General features: G+C 38.1%; 16 protein-coding genes. 3 read left to right on the forward strand and 13 right to left on the reverse strand.

All coding sequences use genetic code 11. From position 1 onward, the window contains the following. Positions 1-243 precede the first annotated feature (243 nt). Positions 244-2163: a sensor histidine kinase gene (locus A9J31_RS02460; protein WP_067762228.1), complete on the forward strand. Its 1920-nt coding sequence runs from the start codon at positions 244-246 to the stop codon at positions 2161-2163. Positions 2164-2282: 119 nt separating this feature from the next. Beyond that, on the forward strand, positions 2283-2999 hold the full coding sequence (gene trmB, locus A9J31_RS02465) for a tRNA (guanosine(46)-N7)-methyltransferase TrmB (protein WP_067762230.1): 717 nt from the start codon (positions 2283-2285) through the stop codon (positions 2997-2999). A gap of 66 nt (positions 3000-3065) precedes the next feature. Here the strand turns inward: trmB and A9J31_RS02470 are convergent, their stop codons facing one another. The 10 genes from A9J31_RS02470 to A9J31_RS02515 all read right to left on the reverse strand — a co-directional run bounded on the left by A9J31_RS02470 (position 3066) and on the right by A9J31_RS02515 (position 14036). Next, positions 3066-4682 carry a GMC family oxidoreductase gene (locus tag A9J31_RS02470; protein WP_067762232.1) on the reverse strand — a complete coding sequence of 539 codons (1617 nt, stop codon included), beginning with the start codon at positions 4680-4682 and terminating at the stop codon, positions 3066-3068. Positions 4683-4785: 103 nt separating this feature from the next. After that, the gene (locus A9J31_RS02475) at positions 4786-5460 is read right to left on the reverse strand and encodes an SAM-dependent methyltransferase (RefSeq protein WP_067762234.1); all 675 of its coding nucleotides are present in this window, start codon (positions 5458-5460) and stop codon (positions 4786-4788) included. A gap of 48 nt (positions 5461-5508) precedes the next feature. Beyond that, positions 5509-6288, reverse strand: coding sequence for a Rossmann-like and DUF2520 domain-containing protein (locus A9J31_RS02480; RefSeq protein WP_067762236.1), 780 nt, complete (start codon positions 6286-6288; stop codon positions 5509-5511). Between the two features lie 177 nt (positions 6289-6465). Then, entirely contained in the window at positions 6466-7494 is a 1029-nt protein-coding gene (locus A9J31_RS02485; protein ID WP_067762238.1) for a hypothetical protein, read from the reverse strand. 130 nt (positions 7495-7624) lie between these two features. Continuing rightward, entirely contained in the window at positions 7625-9097 is a 1473-nt protein-coding gene (locus tag A9J31_RS02490; protein WP_067762240.1) for an OmpA family protein, read from the reverse strand. 189 nt (positions 9098-9286) lie between these two features. After that, a complete protein-coding gene (locus tag A9J31_RS02495) occupies positions 9287-10189 on the reverse strand; it encodes a lysozyme inhibitor LprI family protein (RefSeq protein WP_245668194.1) in 903 nt (300 codons plus the stop codon). Between the two features lie 14 nt (positions 10190-10203). After that, positions 10204-10926, reverse strand: a complete 723-nt coding sequence (locus A9J31_RS02500) for a hypothetical protein (protein WP_067762242.1) — start codon at positions 10924-10926, stop codon at positions 10204-10206. A 111-nt stretch (positions 10927-11037) separates the two neighbouring features. Continuing rightward, entirely contained in the window at positions 11038-12288 is a 1251-nt protein-coding gene (locus A9J31_RS02505; protein WP_067762244.1) for a dihydroorotase, read from the reverse strand. Between the two features lie 10 nt (positions 12289-12298). After that, positions 12299-13315 carry an aspartate carbamoyltransferase catalytic subunit gene (locus tag A9J31_RS02510; RefSeq protein ID WP_067762246.1) on the reverse strand — a complete coding sequence of 339 codons (1017 nt, stop codon included), beginning with the start codon at positions 13313-13315 and terminating at the stop codon, positions 12299-12301. 355 nt (positions 13316-13670) lie between these two features. After that, positions 13671-14036 carry a hypothetical protein gene (locus tag A9J31_RS02515; RefSeq protein WP_067762248.1) on the reverse strand — a complete coding sequence of 122 codons (366 nt, stop codon included), beginning with the start codon at positions 14034-14036 and terminating at the stop codon, positions 13671-13673. A 237-nt stretch (positions 14037-14273) separates the two neighbouring features. On the opposite strand from A9J31_RS02515, the gene rlmKL reads away from it, so the two are divergent. Further along, positions 14274-16478 (forward strand): bifunctional 23S rRNA (guanine(2069)-N(7))-methyltransferase RlmK/23S rRNA (guanine(2445)-N(2))-methyltransferase RlmL, encoded by a 2205-nt coding sequence (gene rlmKL / locus A9J31_RS02520; RefSeq protein WP_067762249.1) that lies wholly within the window; start codon positions 14274-14276, stop codon positions 16476-16478. A gap of 46 nt (positions 16479-16524) precedes the next feature. Here the strand turns inward: rlmKL and A9J31_RS02525 are convergent, their stop codons facing one another. From A9J31_RS02525 to A9J31_RS02535, 3 genes are all read right to left on the reverse strand, one after another. Then, the gene (locus A9J31_RS02525; protein ID WP_081410244.1) at positions 16525-17004 is read right to left on the reverse strand and encodes a hypothetical protein; all 480 of its coding nucleotides are present in this window, start codon (positions 17002-17004) and stop codon (positions 16525-16527) included. 169 nt (positions 17005-17173) lie between these two features. Further along, positions 17174-18478: a DUF945 family protein gene (locus A9J31_RS02530; protein WP_067762251.1), complete on the reverse strand. Its 1305-nt coding sequence runs from the start codon at positions 18476-18478 to the stop codon at positions 17174-17176. Positions 18479-18605: 127 nt separating this feature from the next. Further along, positions 18606-19772 (reverse strand): GNAT family protein, encoded by a 1167-nt coding sequence (locus A9J31_RS02535; protein WP_067762253.1) that lies wholly within the window; start codon positions 19770-19772, stop codon positions 18606-18608. Between the last annotated feature and the right edge of the window lie 3 nt (positions 19773-19775).

The raw sequence follows: 19775 nt of genomic DNA on the forward strand, positions 1-19775 counted from the left end.
CGCTTGGTCATTTTGAAATTCCATTTAGCTTAATTTGCCGCCCAAGTGAGGCGGCAATATTATGTGTTTTCAACCACATTCAAATGAACAATCATCTACTAATTCAATGAAAATTATAAATTTTATTGAATCTTATGTTTATAAAAAATACAATGACAGAATATTAAAATATATTTTTAGTTTTGATTCATTTACTTCCGCATTTCTTTTAAATGATTTAGAACTTAGGGGAAAGGCGGAATAATGAGACAAGGATTTGTATTTGATCCAGTCCAAAAATATCTCAATGTGCTCATCATTTATAGCATCGTAGTATTTATCAACTTATTTTTTTGCTCAGCAGTCAATGCAAGCCTACAAAACACCCCAAGCTGTACAGCAAATATCAAATCTATTCAGGTTGCACAAGGCAACCAATTAAATCCTCAACTACGTCCCACCGCAGGCTGGCTTAACATACAACAATTTCCCGACCAGTGGAGCTCACGCTGGCCAGATTTTCATGGCAATGCTTGGTACAAAATTGATTTTAATTATCACTGTACAACATCCGTCCAAGCACCCATTTCTTTTGCGCTCGAAAGCATTACTCAAAGTGGCAAGATTTATATTAATGATTCATTGCTATGGAGTGATTTATCTGTACATGAGCCTGCATCTCGTAGCCAATATGTCCCACGCCAATGGAGCATTGCCCCGTCAAGTTTAAATGAAGGTAGAAATGTCATATGGGTACAGGTCTACGGTAGCTTGACGCAAAAATCTGGACTGGGGCAAATCAGTCTAGGTACAAATCAAAGTGTATTGCCTATCTACAAAAGTTGGCTACTTGAAAAAAGAACCCTAATTGAATTTAACGCCATGATTAGCTTCGTGGTTGGTATTTTCTATTTTCTCGCTTGGCTGACCAATCGTAAGGAACGCAGTTTTTTATGGTTTGCAATAACCAATTTTTTCTGGATTTTTTATAGCATCTGCTTTTTATTAACAGGCCCATTACCGTTTTCAACTACAGTATTAGACAGAATTCAGAATATTATTTTTTGCTTTTATACTGTATCGGGTTGTTTAGCGCTATGGTCATTTGTGGATCGTAGTTTCCCGCGCCTAGAAAAAGCACTTTGGGCATTTTTCACAGTCGCACTCGTGTGTCTAAGCTTCATACCGCTCACACAACTGAATACTGTCATTCAAATCTTTTTCGGTGTTGCGGTGCTGATCTTTTTAGCAAAATGTATTAGCTTCCCCTTTTTGGCTTATCAATCTAAACAGCCTGAAAGTTACTTAATGGCTGCTGTATATTTACTCTTTATCCCAATTGCTTTTCACGATGCGCATTTTGTGATTTCTATGGAAGGTCGCCCGCTATCACCGTATACAGGCCCTTTCACCACGCTGTCTTTAGGGGCAATTTTAGGTTTACGTTTAGCTCGTAATGCACGCCAAATTGATCGTTTTAATAAAACTTTATCGGAAAACGTATCTCGGGCTAAAACCGAACTGACCGAATCTTTAGAAAAACAACATCAACTTGCTATTGAAAATGTTCGACTACAAGAGCGCATTCATCTTTCCCATGACCTACATGATGGTTTGGGCGGTTCGATTGTCCGTTCAATGTTGTTGCTCGAACAAAATGACAAGGTTGAGAAACCACAAATTATGTCGATGCTGAAACTCTTTCGAAATGACCTTCGACAAGTCATCGACTCAGGCTCAAGCATCGGTGTAAAAGCGCCTGACACACCTATTGAATGGGCTGCACCGATTCGACATCGTTTTGTACAATTATTTGAGGAATTAGAAATCCAATCAAATTGGAGCTTTGCACCAACATGGATTAATAGCCCGAATGCCGCACAATGTTTAACATTGACACGTGTTGCCGAAGAAACCCTCACCAACATCTTAAAACATAGCCAGGCCAATAAAGTCACTGTTTCCCTGAGTGAACTAGACGATCTATTGATTTTGCAAATTGAAGACAATGGGATCGGTTTTGATCCATCTGAAGTCGATCAAGGCCTACATGTGGGATTACATAGCATGCGTACACGTATTGCAAGAATAGATGGTGAGTTTCATATTGATTCAAAACCGGGTCATACACGCGTAAAAATCATTTTACCAATGCTTGATGATCAAGCCGAAAATAAACTCTAATCTGAATCCTAGCACTTGCTTTAGCAGTACCTTAGAGTCGCTTTTTTCCTGAAAAAATTTGACTTGTCAGACTCAGGACTTAAAATACCGCATTCGAATTTTTTACATTTGCCAAAGTTATGTCGAACGATCAATTAGACCAGCAAGCCGTAGAACTGGATAACCTAAACGAACACCGTGAAATCGTAACGTTTATGCGTCGTTCAACTCCACTCAATACATCTCAACGTACTGCATTGGAACAACATGGCCATTTAATTTTAGATTACCCTGTTGGTGATCTACGTCAACACTTTGAACACCCTGAGCGTCCTCTGACTGTCGAAATTGGTTTTGGTATGGGCCGTTCATTGGTACTGATGGCAAAAGCAAATCCTGAACGTAACTTTGTCGGCATTGAAGTACACGTACCAGGTATTGCACAGTGTGTATATGAAGCAGGTCTAGCAGGCTTAACTAACCTACGTGTGTTGGATGCAGATGCCATTCAAGTGCTGCGTGAAATGCCAGACAACAGTATTAATACCGTTCAATTGTATTTCCCTGACCCATGGCAGAAAAAACGTCATTTCAAACGCCGTTTCGTTTCACATGACCGCATGCCGTTAGTTGAAGAAAAATTGGAAATGGGCGGTACTTTCCATGCTGCAACAGACTGGGAACCGTATGCTGAATGGATGTTAGACGTATTGGACAACCGTCCGCGTTTAGAGAATCTTGCGGGTAAAGGCAATAGCTACCCTCGTCCTGAATGGCGTCCACAAACCAAATTTGAACGTCGTGGTATTGAGGCAGGTCATAAAATTAATGACTTCATTTTCAAAAAGATCAATTAATCTATTTTGAAAATTTAAAAAACCACCGACATCGGTGGTTTTTTTATTATTTAAATCAGAAAAATATTAAGCAACCTTAGATTGCTGCTGCGCTTGACGAATCATATCCACTGCTTTTTCGGCAATCATCACGGTTGGTGCATTAGTATTGCCATTAACCACAGACGGCATAATCGATGCATCCACTACACGTAAGTTCTGAATACCATACACTTTCAGCTCTGGATCAACGACAGCCATTTCATCGATGCCCATCTTACAGCTACCAACAGGATGATAAACCGTATCTACCCGCTGACGTAATATGGCACGAATATCATCATCCGTTTTGACCAATGAGGTAAATAGATCTTGCTTGTAATGACCCGCTAAGGCAGGTGATAACATCAATTGCTGAGTAATTTTAAAACCTTGGACTAAATCTTCAACATCCTGATCATCGCCTAAAAAATTTGGATCAATTAATAATGGATCATGAATACTTGAACCACTGATTTTAATTGTACCGCGACTACGTGGATTCAACAGACATACATGGCAAGACAAGCCATGACTGGCATGGAACTTACGTGCATGATCATCGACAAGTGCCACAACAAAATGTAATTGTAAGTTCGGAATTTCCAGCTCTGGTGAAGTCTTTAAAAAGCCGCCACACTCAGCAAAATTTGAAGCAATCATGCCACGACGTTCTTTACGGTAACGGCCAATTTGTTTCAGCATATCCATCGAGCCGGGAATTGAAATACCAAAGGTTCCTTGATACTCCTTTACACTATAACCAAAGATAAAGTCAGGATGGTCGTGGAAATTTTTGCCGACACCCGGTAAGTGGTGCTTTAACTCAATACCATATGCCTGTAATTCAGTTTGTTCACCAATACCCGAAAGCATTAAAATTTGTGGAGATTGTATAGCACCCGCACTCAGCAACACTTCTCGCTGTGCTTTCAGTACTTTCAACTGCCCTGCATGCTGTACTTCTACGCCTGTCGCGACTTTATTTTCAATTACAATTCTATGGGTAGTCGCTTTGGTGAAAACAGTTAAATTTGGACGGTTTAAATGTGGAAATAAATAAGCCCGTGCCACACTACAACGCTCCCCATTGATATGGGTCACTTGATAAACGCCAAGCCCTTCTTGCTCGGCACCATTAAAGTCATCTAAAACTTTATGACCTTGCGCACGTGCAGCTTCGGTATAACGCTGATGGAAAATATTATCACTCTGTACATCTGTGACAGACAGAGGCCCATCATTGCCATGATATTCATTGTGAATACGGTTATTTTTTTCAGAACGAATAAAGTACGGTAATACCTCGTCGTAAGACCAGCCTATATTGCCTTGCGCTGCCCATTGGTCATAATCATTTTTATGGCCACGGATATAAATCATGGCATTAATGCTCGATGATCCGCCTAGACACTTCCCACGAGGTTGATAACCTTTACGCCCATTCAAGCCTTTTTGCGGCACAGTTTCAAATGCCCAATTATTAATTTTAGTAGGTAGGCTTACCACACAAGCGGCTGGAATATTGACTGTCCATTGATCACCTTGCCCACCAGCTTCAAGTAAACAGACTGTGACCTCAGGATCTTCACTTAAACGCGCAGCTAATACACAACCTGCACTACCACCACCAATAATGATGTAATCAAATTCCGTTTTTGACATTATTTTCGTCCAGTTGATTATTTTTATATCTGAACAATAAGTGATTTGACGCAGGCTGAATAGTTACTTTCTAAAATATTTTATGGTGTTCTCAGCACGATTTTTAACTTTTCACTGCCCAATATGCGGCATAACTAAATATTTGGCTAAAACAATAGATGTGCTCAAAGCCAATTTTCGTTAGTAAAGTTTGATAATCCGACTGTGATATCAGCTCAAAATCATCTGCCAAACGTTGCATCATTTTATCCGCTTGGTGTTTTGTTAAACCTTGCGCTTGGCAAAACTGAGGTAATATATCCAGCTCTACACTCGACTGTGACAGCATTAAATCAAAGCTTAAAAATATGCCCTGTGGCTTAAGCAGTTCAAACGCTTTGGCTAAAAATAAAGGTTTAGCATCTTGCTCAATAAAATGAGTGACCAAAATACACAACACCGCATCAAATACTTCAGGTACCTCAAAATCTGTATGGCTACCCAATACAAAATTAACTCGATATGCCTGCCCTGTAGCTTGAACATTTTGTCGAGCTTGATTCAGCATATTTTCAGAAAGTTCTGTCACAGTAAATGTGCAGTTTGGATGTGCAGCCAACAAATAATTCAACTCATAACCTGTGCCACAGCCAATAATCAGTACATGCGCATTTTCCTGAAGATGTAACTTCAAAATGCTTTGAATCTGCTGATGAATCAACTCATAACCAGGAATGAGTTTTCGGATGTGCTCATCATATCCATCAACCACAAGCTGACTATTAAAATCTTTTGCCACAATACGTCCTTATATATTTCATCTAGCGATCGATAATAATTCCAAATTTTAAGTGGCAGTATGGCGTTTTAAGATCTGCCCACTCAATAAACGATAAACCTGTTGCAATTCAACTTGCTGAGCATCTGCCAGCATCGAAGTATGCATATTTAATATATTTTGATCGCCTCGCATTGCTGGCCCTGTTTGCATTAAACGAGGATCATGCTGTGTGGCTTTTTGAGCAGTTTCTAATATAAGGGGATAAAGCAAACTAAAATCAACCTGTTTAGCATCAACCACTTGTTTGGCCATGTCATAGCAATAATTACTAAAGTTACAAGCAAAAACCGCTGCCAAATGTAAACTTAGTCGCTGTGCTGAATCGTACTGATAGACATGCTGACTTAAACTGTTCGCCAAAACAGTTAAAATATTTAAATCGCCTTTATTCACCGCCTCAACAAATAACGGTGTATTGCTCCAATCCACTTCACGATCCAAACTAAAGGTTTGTAATGGATAAAATACGCCTGCACGTGAATGCTGTTGAGTAAGTACATCTAAATTGGTACTGCCAGATGTATGCACAATCAGCACATCAGGAAGTGAATAATGCACCTGCCCAATCACCGTTGAAATCGATTGATCACTAACGGCAATAATTGCTAAATCAATATTTGAGTCTAGCGGCTCAAAAGAATCTATGGCTTCAGCATTCACCAATGCGGCAAGTGACTTCGCTTTCTGTAGATTTCGATTTAAGACTTGCACAATTTGATGTTGGGTACTGAGCACTTGAGCAAGATGATGTGCAACACGCCCTGCACCGACAATACTTATTCGCATTCGTAACTTCAATATATTTTAAAATAAACTAGAGCATGTCAGGAATGCCTATTTGATGCAATTGCATAGTAATCAAAAGTATAAGAAAGCAAAAACCGAGTTAATTTCTTAACTCGGTTTTAAATGAAATTCTATCCATCTATTTCAAGACGAGACAGGTTTAATTAATCCTAGAATTTAATTAAACACATTATTCAAATATACAATACGTTCATTTGTTTTTTGATTAAAACACTTGGTGAATTGCATGTTTTGATTTTGGTTTTGCATGGCGTCATCCCAATACTGTGAATGCTTTTGATAAGTTTCTTTTTCACTGTCATTTAATGAATACACGGATTTTTGTGCAAGCACTTTACAATCAACATCGCGCTTTTCAAACCAATCGGATTGATCTTGCTGCAATTGTGCCTTTTGCTCATCACTAAAACGATCCCAAGTTTGATTCAGTCGATCCACGACAGCAGCATTATCCTGATCTAATTCTTTTTTACGAATATCCATTGCTTTTTGAGCAAGTCCCATTTGCTCAGTTTGACTTTCAATACTTTGCTGATAAGACTCTTCGTCTTGTTTATTTTGCTTACTATAAGCTGCGTATAACACAGCATGTCGTGTCACCGTCACCACACCATCAATCACATCATTTTGACTCGGCACACTGAGGCTCAAACCTTCTTGATCCGTTTTGGTAATACTATAAGTAAAGTTACCTTTGAGCTGATCATTTTCCATGCTTAAACCAGATTCACCATCCTGCAATGAATCATTTAAGGTGTAATTTGAATACCCTTCCTCACATTCATCACATGGACGTTCGGCAAAAGCATTTTCCGCACGCTTTTGTAAACCCTTCGGAAAGACCACCTGCAATTGACTAGCACATTCCAATGTTTTTGCTTTATTTGGATCTTCAGTTAGAGTGGTTATATTTTTAATTTTAAATTGAAGATTTTTTACAATTAAATCCATCAACTGTTGATCTGCTTCATAATCAGACTGACGTAATTGTTTGTTTAATTCTTTTAGATATTCACTCTTCAAATGATCTTGCAGCTGTTGAATATTTGCATTTGCAGTACAGCTCCAATCTTCTAATACCGGTGTATCTGACTTCACTTCCGCATCTTTCTTATTTTTAAAATAATCACAACCCGACATTAAGCTCGTCGAAATCATCAGGCTGGTTAATATTATTTTTTTCATGCTTTAAATTACCATTGGTGTTTTATTATTCAGACGTATTCTAATCAAAATCACCCCGCCTTGACGAGAAAAATCCCTGCTTAAAACAGGGATTTTCTTTATTGTATGGTTAAAATCTTGAGTTTAAAGCTTAGTGTGTTGTTTCTGTCACACCCTCACTACTGACATCACGTACCTTACCATTTTCAGTATTTAAGACTTCAAATTCGATACGACGGTTTTTAAACTGACCTTCTTTTGTGCTGTTATCTGCGACTGGTTTTTCTTGACCATAGCCCACTGCTTGCAATTGAGCAGGGTCAACACCTTTAGAAACTAAATAATCTACTACTGACTGTGCACGTTCTTGTGACAGTTTTTTATTAGCAGCAGCATCACCCACAGCATCGGTATGACCTTGTACCGTTAAATGCACTTGTGATGCACGTTGCATCAACGCAGCAGCCTGATCCAAAATAGATTTATTCACTTCAGGAATTTCAGAAGAACCTGTCGCAAAATTAATAATTTGTAGATTCAATGCTGTTGCGACATCTAAAGCACGGATTTGATCTGGATTAATACTCGCCAAGGCTTTTTGTGCATCAGTAATACTATTATCAACCGCAGAACTTTCATCAACACCCTCTTGAACCAACACCGTCATATTTTTCGCTAAAGGTGCAATTTGGCTCGCTAAATTTTTAGCATCCGCAGGATTTTGAGACAAAATTGACAATTGATTTTCTGTCCAGGTTAAAGTGGTATTCGGCACACCTTTTAATTTTTGTAGTACTGTTGGAATGGTGTCTTGATCAATGAATTGTGTATGGTAACTCGCATCTGAAACAGCACCACAACCTGTAGCAAAATTAAAAATTTGCTTCACTTGCTGTTGTAGGATATCCATATAGTTGGCATCACCAGTTTGAATTTGACAATTAGTCAATGCACCATCTACACCGGTGGTAAATTGTAAACGCGCTGGCTGAGATGCTGCAGGCTGTGCAACGGTGGTACTTGATGTTGCTGGTTCCTCTTTATTCGAACATGCTTTATATAAAAACGTAATTAGCCCCAATAACACCAGTAAAGCAATTAAAGGAAGTAGCCAATTGGATTTTTTTTCTTCAACAATGATTGGTTCAGGTTCAATGACTGGAGCTTGATGTAATGTTTTACCTACCGCGGTATTTATTCCTAGACCAGCGAGTAATGGTAAAGCCCATTGTGGAACAGCAGCCAAGATAGAATCAGCATGATTATCGAGTAAATGGGTAATCGCCTGTGGATCTGATGAACCTGCTTCATTTTCCAGTATACCGAGTGTAGGCGCAATTGATTGGTTCAGCGTGTGTTCAATTTGTGATGCTGGCGCTGCCCCACCTAAATGTTGTAGAAATTGATCTTTTAAACTTGGGTTAGATACAAAGATATCTGAAAGCCGTGGATTTAATTGCTTTTGAAATGTTTCAATCAATTGTGGCTTAGAACGAAATAAATTCAACAACACAGGAATAAACTGACTAATCGCAGAATTTTTTTCAAATAAATTCTCTGTGTCACCGTCTAGCACAATCGATGAGACGTGCTGTTTAATTAATTCAATTAAATCGATATTCATACTTATACTCCATGCTCTTCTCATTATTTTCATGCAGATTTTAGTTTATATGCTTATTTTTTAATCAAATGTAATAATTTGTTCATTGCGGTTTTACAATGATTTTTAACTCATAATTTCAATACGTGTGGAAAATATCTCGTAAAAAAAGCCAGCCGAAGCTGACTTTTATTCAAAATTAGAAAGATCTTAAGGTTCTAGATAATAAATTTTTTGACGCAATTCAGAAGTACGTGTAACTGTCATATTTGTCTCACAATTTAATCGATAAACTTCAGGATTTTCAGTATTGGAACTTTCTAGTTTACATTCTAAATCTCGTTTCTTAAGCCAAATCTTTTGTTCAGCCAATAACTGCTCACGTACTTCTTTTGTTGTAGCATTCCAAACCAAATTTAGATTTTCATTGGCATTATCAAGATTAGTTTTAGCTTCAGCCAGTAAAACTTGTTGATATTCCTGCGCTGCAGCATTTTGCTCAGCAACACGTTTTACCTCCTCCTGCTTTGCAACTTCTGCAGCATTTAATCTGGCAGCTTTTAATAAAGAGTCAACTGCAACATTACTTACAAAATAGACTATCGCATCTGGATTTTCTAAAGTTACAAAAACTTTTTTTCCATCATCAGTTGGTTGAACTAAATACTCAATTTCTTTTTTCAGTTGGTTTTGTTCAAAACTTAAGTCTGACAACACAGCAGATTGAGCAACATTATTTTCCTGATATACAGCTCTAGCAGAATCTGCATCTGTAATCATTTGTTCAGGCAGCTTAACTACAAAATTAGTTGCGCAATAACTTTTTTTGCTATTTGGATCTGTATTATTTGTGCGCACATCAGTCACTTGAAAGGTAATTTGCTTTAATGCACTTCGCATTTTACCCATATCAATTGTAACATTTTCAATTTCAATTAGCTCTTTAATACGATTACTCGAAACTTCATTTAAGCTTTTACTAAAAGACTCAACTACTAGTTCTTTTGCAGTTTCGTTATCACATTTAGCAGCCGACCCAGTAATCTCAGAAACCTTATCACAAGCAGCAATCAACATTGTCGTAACCGTAAGACAAACAATTTTTAAATTCATATTCATCTTCCCCATTAATAATCTTCATAATATTCAGCATTAACGTCTTCAGCTGCTGCTGTAGCTTCTTGAGCAGCTAAATTTGCTTCATATTGGGCTTGATTTGCTTCATATTCAGCTTGAACCACATGTTTATTTTGTTCTTCTTTTAATTTTATTTGATTTTTTTCGATTTGTGGCTTTAAAAACGCATAAGTTAAAGTATCTGATATTAGCGTATTAATATTATTTGAGTTCTTAACTAACGCAAAAATTTTATCACCTTTATCTGTAGGTTGTAATGTATATTCCAGTGTTAAATTAATTTTATTATTATCATAATTCACATCTAAATCATTTGCTTGAGCTTCTGTTGAATATCTATCAATTTTGGCACGAGCTTCATCTGATTTCTTAACTAAATCCGATGGTAGTACTAACGATAAATCAATAGAACAAGTCGTTTTAGGACTGTTTGGATCAATGAATTCAGTTCGGCTATCTGCTAATGTAAATTTGATAGATTGTGCTGAAAGTTTCAATTTTGCTGGATCTAAATCTTTGATAGCTCCATCTGAAATTAAAGATTTAAGCTCTTTCTCTAGTGTCTCTGATAAGTCATCTTTTAAAACCTGTTCGACTAGACTTATTGCTTCCTGATTATCACATGCAACATGCTTAGAAAATAAATTAGCATTACAAGCTGTTACAGATAATGTAACCGCACTAATTCCTAAAATTTTATTATAAAACTTCATATTACCCCCTAGTTATTAAGGGTAAATATACACAAAATTACAATTATTAACCATTCTTAATTTAAAAAAGCCAACCAATGCTGGCTTTTTTAAAATTAATAAAGAAAATTACTACTTATTAAAAAAAGATTGAACCACTTTACCTTTTACAGTTTGATTGATCAGAGGTGTATTTTTACCATTAGACACAATACTGTCTTTATTAATGGTCCATTCAAGTTCTGGATCAACTAAAACCCAACCGGCTTCATCTGCCCAACGTTGTTGCATTTGCGCCACTTTTGCAGGCGCAATCGTCACTTTTTCAACCCATGCTAAAGGTGTAAGTAGACCTTCATTAATCAGTTCAATGCCAAATGGAATATAGGTATCAAATGCAGTGAAACCCGGTTGAGTTTCAGCAAATGGCGCCATTTTTGCAGAACTACTGAGAGGCTCATGATGCGTACAAATGGCATCGATTACGCCCTCTTTTACGCCTTGACGCAATAATTCTTTATCTTGTTCAGAACGAAGTGGTGGACGCACGTGTGCAAGTGAGTTAAAACCATCAATCAATTGATCAGTTAAATGCAATTGATGCATAGCAACATCACAGGTCACTGGTAAACCTTTCGCTTTGGCATTTTTAATTAATTCAACGGATGCACCTGACGACAATAAACCAAAATGTGCACGTACTTTGGTCGCTTCAATCATCAATAAGTATTTAGCAATTGCCACAGTTTCAGCCAAGGCTGGAATCATAGGTAAACCTTGACGTGATGCAACAAAGCCTTCATGTACACAACCGTCTTTGGCAATCTGCGGTTCTTCAGCATAGAACACAACCGTCATATTTAGACCTGCAGCATATTCTAAGGTACGAATAACGACGTCATCATCCATAAATGGTGCATTGGCATTCGATACAGCAGTACAACCACCTTTTTTCAAGCTAGCCATGTTTGCAGGTTGCTTACCTAAAAGTCCTTGGGTCTGCGCACCAATCACTTGTAGATAGATACCACCATCTAACATCGCCTTTTCAACCAAACCATGAATCAAAGCACCGTTGTCTTGCACAATCGGTTTTGAGTCTGGTGGTGTAAATACATGCAAAATACCATTGGCGCGCGCAGCTTGACCTTCTGACTTTAAAGTCCCGTGTTGCTGCTGACCTGGCTCACGTAAACGCGCACACAAGTCCACCATACTTGGCATCAGCCATTTGCCTTGGCCATCAATGGTTTCTGTCGCCGTGCTTTCGCTTACATTCTGTTCCGCTACAAGTTTGCCATTTTCAAGGTAAACCGTTTGTACGCTATCGTTTTTTTTGATTGGGTCTAAGACACGTACATTTTCAATTTTTACAATAGTCATGACTTTTCCCTTAACCTGCAATCGCTTCTAACAAACCTTTTTCTTGTAACTGACCTTGCATTGCTAAAGCCAATACCGCCATACGCACAGCGATACCATTGGTCACCTGATGCAAAATCACAGATTGCTTACCATCGGCAATACTTGAGTCAATTTCAACGCCACGGTTCATTGGGCCTGGATGCATTACGATACAATTGGGTTTCGCTAGAGCCAAACGCTCTTTGTTTAAGCCATACATCTTGTAGAATTCAGCTTGTGATGATAATGCAGGCGAATCAATACGTTCATTTTGAATGCGTAGGGTAATGATCACATCGCAATCACGAATACCGTCTTCCATATTGTTAAATAAACGAACATCTTCACCATATTCATTAAAGCCATATGGCAACAATGTATTCGGTGCAACGACACGAATATCTTTACAGCCCAATGTTTGCAATGCTGCAACATCAGAACGTGCTACGCGCGAATGCTTGATATCACCAATAATCGCAATGGAAATATCTTCAAAATTCTTTTTAGTTTCACGGCGAATCGTCAACATATCCAACATGGCTTGTGTTGGATGTGCATGACGACCATCTCCTGCATTAATGATTGCAACATGCGGGCAAACATCTTTAGCAATAAAATGTGGTGCACCTGAAGATGAATGACGTACCACAAAGATGTCCGTCGCCATGGCTTCAAGATTCCACAACGTATCACGCAAAGTCTCGCCTTTTGATGTACTAGAACGTGCAATATCAATGTTCAATACGTTTGCAGACAGGCGCTTTGCTGCTGCTTCAAAAGTGGTTCGTGTACGGGTTGAGTTCTCAAAAAACAGGTTCATTACCGTACGACCTTCAAGGAGGTTATTGGTAATCAGCTGATTTTGGTCATTAAAAAAGGACTGTGCAGTGTCCAATATTTTTGTGAGAGTTTCTTTAGAAAGACCTTCGATGGTGAGGAAATGTTTTAAGTTACCATCTTGGTTAAGTTGAATCTGGCTCGGAGTATGCAATGCCGCTAAGTGCATGAGAGATTCCTAATCGTTAAGTCAACGCATTATACAGAGATTGAACGAAAATGGCAGTTGATGTTTTCTACAAACAACACAAAACAAAGCTGTAAATAGAAATGAATTTTCAAATTCCTATCTATCATTTCAATTAGATAAATTAAACAAAATCATTTAAAATCACTCTTTACCCATCTACATTCCAAGTACTTTGGTTTTACCGTCAACCATTAAATAAACATATAAATTCTATAAATCTCACCCATTCACCATGTTTAGTCATTATTATTTGGCTGTAATCCAATAGGTGAAAGTCTGTTTATTCGTTTCATTTTTGACTTTCACAAATGGTTCTTTTTAATCTTGTTTCAAATTAACGTAATGCGCCGATATAACGATGTGAAACTTGCGCCTTATAAATATCTTCAGCAGTGGGCTCACTGGCATATAGATATTGTTCATCGTCTTCATTGAACTTAGGTATTGCTAACTTAGTTTCGACTGCCACCACGTCACTGATTTCACTCAACTCTAATTCCGTATAAAGACGTGCAACTAAACGTGATAATTCTGGATCTTCAGTATTTAACGCTAAATTTGCTACATAGCGCGCATAGTCTTTATTTTCGACCATAAATAAAGCATCAACTACACGCCCACTCACACGACGTAAACGTGCATAAAGTAAGGTTGCAATAGAAAATGCATTTGATTGTGATACTGTCGTTGCTGCTGTCATCGTGCTACCCCGTTATTGATCATTCAATTAAAAAAATTATTAACCTTTCACAATTGCGAATGGGATATAGCAATTTTTATACCATTACCGTGAATAATCCCTTAAAGCCTTCACAGTAGTTGGAAATTTTTTTGACCGATTTACCCATATTTCTCTATTAACTCAGTAAGAACATCCGCCCAAATAGTCGAAAATACGTTAAAATATTAGATTGCTTTTTTGCCTTTGGAAATTTACATGAATTCGAAACCGCGTCTCTCTACATATTGGGTTACCTGTGCAGATGGACTTGAAACCTTACTCCGCGAGGAAATTGAAGGTTTAGGTGTTCAAAATATTGAACAATTCCCGGGTCGTTTGGTTTTCAAAGGCAAATTAGAAGATGCTTACCGCATTTGTATGTGGTCTCGTTTAGCCTCACGTGTATTGACTCCAATTCACACACATGAACTTGAATTCACACATGACGCGCGTGATGTGGCTGAAGAGCTCTATGAAGGTGCAATGAACTTTGATTGGTCACTTATTTTTGCACCACAAAGTACCTTCGCGATTCGTCTACATGTAGAACGCGACATTAAAGTGAACTCTCAGTTCGCAACGCTTCGTGTAAAAGATGGTGTCGTCGATTCATTTATGGAAGCTGTAGGCAAGCGTCCAAGTATTGATATCAAGCAGCCTGAAATTACACTTTATGTGTTGGCTGGCAAAACAGCACATACATATTGCTTAGACTTATCTGGCGATTCTTTACATAAACGTGGCTACCGTCGCTATATGACCGATGCCCCAATCAAAGAAAACTTAGCCGCTGCAATTTTGCAAAAAGCACAATTAAAACAGCAAAATATAGACATCATCCTTGACCCTATGTGTGGCTCAGGTACGTTTATTATTGAATCTTTAATGATTTTGACTGATCGTGCGCCTGGTCTTGTCCGTCGTTTTGGCTTCAATGGCTGGAATGGTCATGACCATGAACTTTGGATGTCAATTAAAGCTGAAGCGGCTGAACGCCATAAAGCAGCACTTGAATTACCTTTACCTCAGTTCTATGCATTTGATGCAGACTGGGAAGCAGTCAAAGCCACCAAACAAAACATTATTGCTGCTGGTTTTGAATCTGTTCTCGATCAAATTAAGCTTGAAGAACGGACGCTTGCTGATTGGCCAGATTTCCAAAATGTAGGCAAAAAATCTTTTGTAGTCACCAACCCGCCATATGGTGAGCGTTTAGGTGAAAAAGCATCAAACCGCGCTTTATATTTAGGCCTTTCTGCTTTATTACAAAAGAATTTCCCAAATCAGCCTGCTGCAATTATTGCTTCACAAGTTGAACAAGCCGACGTTCTTGCATTTAATGATCCAAAAATTTTGCGCTTGATGAATGGTAAATTACCTATATATGTTCGCTTTGGTACGATCAAACCAGCGACGGTACAAAAGCCGTTCCTAGAACATTGGGAACCACAGCAATTTGAACCAATTGAAGGTGCGCAAGACTTTACCAATCGTCTGCAAAAGAACATGCAGAACTTGAAAAAATGGGCAGTAAAAGAAAATATTTACTGTCTACGTCTGTACGATGCCGATCTTCCTGACTTTAATGTTGCTGTCGATTTATATGGTGATCGTTTACATGTTCAAGAATATGCGCCACCAAAACAGATTGACCCTGAAAAAGCCAAAAAGCGTTTCAACCTTGCTTTACAAGCGATTCGCTCTGTAACTGGTCTTGGCCGTGATGCGATCTTTATCAAAACTCGTGCACGCCAAGAAGGTAAAAATCAGTACACAAAACAAAGTACTGCCTCTAAGCGCTTTATTGTGCAAGAAGGTAAAGCGAAGATCTTGGTTAACTTAACTGATTATCTAGATACAGGTTTATTCCTTGACCATCGTCAAATGCGTCTACGTATTGCCAATGAAGTTCGTGGTAAGCACTTCCTTAACTTGTATAGCTACACCTCTACAGCAAGTTTGCATGCTGCATTAGGTGGCGCAGCAAGTACGACCAGTGTCGATTTATCAAATACCTATTTAAATTGGTCAAAAGAAAATTTTGTCTTGAATGGCTTAACCGTTGACCATGCAGATGAACAACACCAATTCTTCGCAAGCGATTGCTTTGAATGGTTAAAAGAAGGTCATGAACAATACGATATGATTTTCATTGACCCACCGACATTCTCGAATTCGAAAAAATTCCACGGTACTTTCGACGTGCAACGTGACCACATGTCACTTCTTAAACGTGCTATGAACCGTCTAACCACCGACGGTACACTTTATTTCTCAAATAACTACCGTGGTTTCGTGATGGATGATGTTATTTTGGCCATGTTTGATGTTGAAGAAATCAGTAATGAAACGATTGGTCTCGACTTTAAACGGAATACCAAAATTCACCGTTCTTGGAAAATTACGCATCCTAAAATCTAAGTCAATTCCATTCACTTAGTCTTTTCCGATTTAGAAATGAAGCATGTCAGTGCTTCATTTCTACTACTACCCCATCTGGATATGTGACACGCATATTTTCATAGCGTTCGGCCATTCGTATGTGATTGACAGGTGTTACATCAGCAGTTCGCGTTCCTAACTGATCTGCAGCTCTTTTCTTTTGCAATAAATAATCACTAGCCGTCGAACCTTCCAATTGTTTTTCTTGAATAATCTTATTATTACGACTCGATTTATGTGCTGAATTTTTTTGCTGCTCTGCTTTTGGTTTCGCAGCCTCGCCATCAATCATTTCCAACGTATCTTGACTAAACTGCCCTTTTCCTTGAATTTCAGTTGCCAACTTTTTATCTGAAATTACATGGCCTGCATAACTGTACGAAACAAACGCACTCAACAAAGCCAAACTACAAATATAAGCAATAGGCTTACTTCGAAGAACGCTTGGCAATTTAGTATTAGCATAGCGCGTATTTTGGCTGATTTTTTTGTTTTCCATCTTCATGATGACTTGTCCTATTATTGTTGTGTTTGGATTTTGCCATTTGACGCTAACAATTTTTGCTTCTACTCACAATGGCCTTCCGTTCTTCATCCGATAAAATGACTGTATCAATAATGGAATTTTTGCCACAAAAAAACCGCTCGATTTGAGCGGTTTTTTCATCTTCATATTAATCTTTCTGCTGCACAGCTTTACCAAAAAGTTTCTGTCCAAACTTATATTGCATACTCACAACCATATCATTGCCATCACGTTTACCTTGTCCAGAACTTTCTAAGCTGCTAAACATCGATTCAACTTCTTGGCCAGAAATTGATTTCCCTTGTAATTGCAAATAATTGTTCATCACTGCAGATAGCATATTCTTATCAAATTTTAGATCGGCATGAAAATCCAATAAACTCGGTACCATTTTCACAAATGACTCAATAGAAGCTTGATGTCCAGGCATTAACTTACCATCTAGGCTTGCAGAGGCACTGCCACCACCCAAACTAATGGTGTTATTTTTGGATTTAAAATCGAACCCTTGATTGACTACAGCAAGGAAAGCTTTTGTCATTTCTGGTTCTGAATCTGTAACAGCATCACATGAATTATCGACTTGATGCCACACATCCCTAAAGGCTTTCACTTTTTGTAAATTAACTTTATTCAGCTCTAAATTTAAAGCCAAATTTTGAGTAATCGGTGAACCGGGAAAATCCATTTCGCTGGCTTTAATATAGCCAATGAAATCAACATCATTAGGATTGATTTTGGTTTCCCAACGCATATCCAAACCTTTCATACCACCCGACATTTTAGAATCAATGCGTTTAAAAGAAGCTGCCTGCATTTCTACAAAGCCAGACTCGAGTTGTGGTTTATTTAAGCCCTGATTCGTAGTTAAAACCAAATCCTGAATCATCGTCTGTTCAGCGCCATCTAAAACTTGAACAACCGGAAATATCATAGAAAATTCAGTAACCTGTGTAAGCTGACCAGGCCGACTAAATGTTTTTATTTTTAGCTTACTCGCATTAGCGTGAATTTTTTTGGTTTCTGCAACCGTTTTAAACGCTGGAATTTGCACATCAGTGGTCGTTTGACCAATCCAATTGACTAATGTATTCGCACTAATATTGCCCTGTATCACATTGGCAAACTTCCCATGGCTTTGATCTTTCACGATTTTAAAATTGGATAAAACGGTATACCCCTTAAAACCTCTTTTAATTTCATCATGCCCATGAATCACGATCACTTCTTTGGGATTACAAGGATCTGGCTTCAGTGTTAATTTCCAATCAACACTTCCATCCATCAGCCCCATTTTATAATGACTATATTGGATGTCGATATCTTCGACCACATCAGACAATTGGCTATTTTCATAATAGGCATTTAAATTTTTATCTGCATATAAATTCCCCCCGACTACAGCTGCTGAAAGTACAGCAAGACTGCCTACCCCCCATATCAATTTTGACATGACTTACTCATTGTGATTATTCTTTGAGCAGTATACTGAATAATCTAGTTACATAAGTACACAATCAATATTAAATTAAGTGATTGATATGAGGGTTTTAATTGAGGAGTCAATTCACAATATGTGCTTAAATGCGACCCACATCAAAATAACTAATTCGCTTTCGATCAAATTTCCCATAAGGATTGCCACTAAAACTATGGAAATAGTGCTTGGCTTTTAAAATATGTGAAGTGGTATTTTTCATCCATCGTATACGTGGATCATTTTCTGCCAAGGTGACACAATATGTTTCTTTTCCTCGATGTTTGGTTTGTTCTTTTGCGTGAAAAATAAGACTCGAAAAAACCTCAAGGTCTTCTGGATGGCACAATGGGCTATGCATCATTAAGTAATCAAATGTCCCTTTCACTTTAGGTAAAGACAACACACCTCTAACATTGGCATAGACATTATAAAATGGCTTCATTAACTTTAAAGGTCGTGAATAATCGATAACACGGGTCTGTTTAAAGCTCTTTTGATTCCATAGCCCGTATAAACCAACCAATTGATCATCCTTATTATAAATAAGAAAAAAATCACTGAGACTCATACCCTTCCAAAAAGGATGATGACCTTCTAGTAGTCCATTAAAATCATAAGTGGGTAAAAAATTATAATGATCTTTCATTTTTAAAATGAAACCATTCGCCGCTGTTATTGCGTCTTGTGTCAGTGACTTGAAGCGATAATGAGCAAATGTTTTGGGCTTTTTGGCTTGAGATACGGTGTAAGTTTGAATATCGTCAAAATAATAGGGTAATGGAAACCCTTTACGCTCTTGATGCAAGATATTAGCAGCAACGACATTTGCATTGAGTACGACACTTTCAAAAATTGTATTCTGTGGAATCTCATCAAACACATAATCCATCAAAAGTCGCATCACTTTGCCTCCGCGATACTCTGGATGCATCCGTAAATCGGCAACATAGCGCATCAAATCTGCTTGTCCATTGATATAACAGTAGCGCCAGCCTAAATTCATCATTGCAACAACAAAACTAGGATTATCAATAGGGACAACAACCTTTAAATCAGGACGGTTATATTGTGCTTGGCTCGCCGCTAAATAGCTTGGGTATCGCTCATAAGACAAGGTAATACCATTACTTGGAACGGTTTCCGCACTGAGTTTCATGAGCTGTTCATCATCAGCTGGTGTTGCTGAGCGAACTGCAAAATTCGACTCATTTTTTGAACGATATAACACCATTTCATCCAATGGGTGTTCAAGAACATCAAGATCCATATG

Origin of the sequence: Acinetobacter gandensis, from assembly GCF_001678755.1 — a bacterium.
GTDB lineage: Bacteria > Pseudomonadota > Gammaproteobacteria > Pseudomonadales > Moraxellaceae > Acinetobacter > Acinetobacter gandensis.

Bases quoted from the DNA above. Each gene is read 5' to 3' on its own strand.
- A9J31_RS02460 (WP_067762228.1), top strand. From the start codon at position 244: ATGAGACAAGGATTTGTATTTGATCCAGTCCAAAAATATCTCAATGTG.
- trmB (WP_067762230.1), top strand. From the start codon at position 2,283: ATGTCGAACGATCAATTAGACCAGCAAGCCGTAGAACTGGATAACCTA.
- A9J31_RS02470 (WP_067762232.1), bottom strand. From the start codon at position 4,682: ATGTCAAAAACGGAATTTGATTACATCATTATTGGTGGTGGTAGTGCA.
- A9J31_RS02480 (WP_067762236.1), bottom strand. From the start codon at position 6,288: ATGCGAATAAGTATTGTCGGTGCAGGGCGTGTTGCACATCATCTTGCT.
- A9J31_RS02485 (WP_067762238.1), bottom strand. From the start codon at position 7,494: ATGAAAAAAATAATATTAACCAGCCTGATGATTTCGACGAGCTTAATG.
- A9J31_RS02490 (WP_067762240.1), bottom strand. From the start codon at position 9,097: ATGAATATCGATTTAATTGAATTAATTAAACAGCACGTCTCATCGATT.
- A9J31_RS02495 (WP_245668194.1), bottom strand. From the start codon at position 10,189: ATGAATTTAAAAATTGTTTGTCTTACGGTTACGACAATGTTGATTGCT.
- A9J31_RS02500 (WP_067762242.1), bottom strand. From the start codon at position 10,926: ATGAAGTTTTATAATAAAATTTTAGGAATTAGTGCGGTTACATTATCT.
- A9J31_RS02505 (WP_067762244.1), bottom strand. From the start codon at position 12,288: ATGACTATTGTAAAAATTGAAAATGTACGTGTCTTAGACCCAATCAAA.
- A9J31_RS02510 (WP_067762246.1), bottom strand. From the start codon at position 13,315: ATGCACTTAGCGGCATTGCATACTCCGAGCCAGATTCAACTTAACCAA.
- A9J31_RS02515 (WP_067762248.1), bottom strand. From the start codon at position 14,036: ATGACAGCAGCAACGACAGTATCACAATCAAATGCATTTTCTATTGCA.
- rlmKL (WP_067762249.1), top strand. From the start codon at position 14,274: ATGAATTCGAAACCGCGTCTCTCTACATATTGGGTTACCTGTGCAGAT.
- A9J31_RS02525 (WP_081410244.1), bottom strand. From the start codon at position 17,004: ATGAAGATGGAAAACAAAAAAATCAGCCAAAATACGCGCTATGCTAAT.
- A9J31_RS02530 (WP_067762251.1), bottom strand. From the start codon at position 18,478: ATGTCAAAATTGATATGGGGGGTAGGCAGTCTTGCTGTACTTTCAGCA.
- A9J31_RS02535 (WP_067762253.1), bottom strand. From the start codon at position 19,772: ATGGATCTTGATGTTCTTGAACACCCATTGGATGAAATGGTGTTATAT.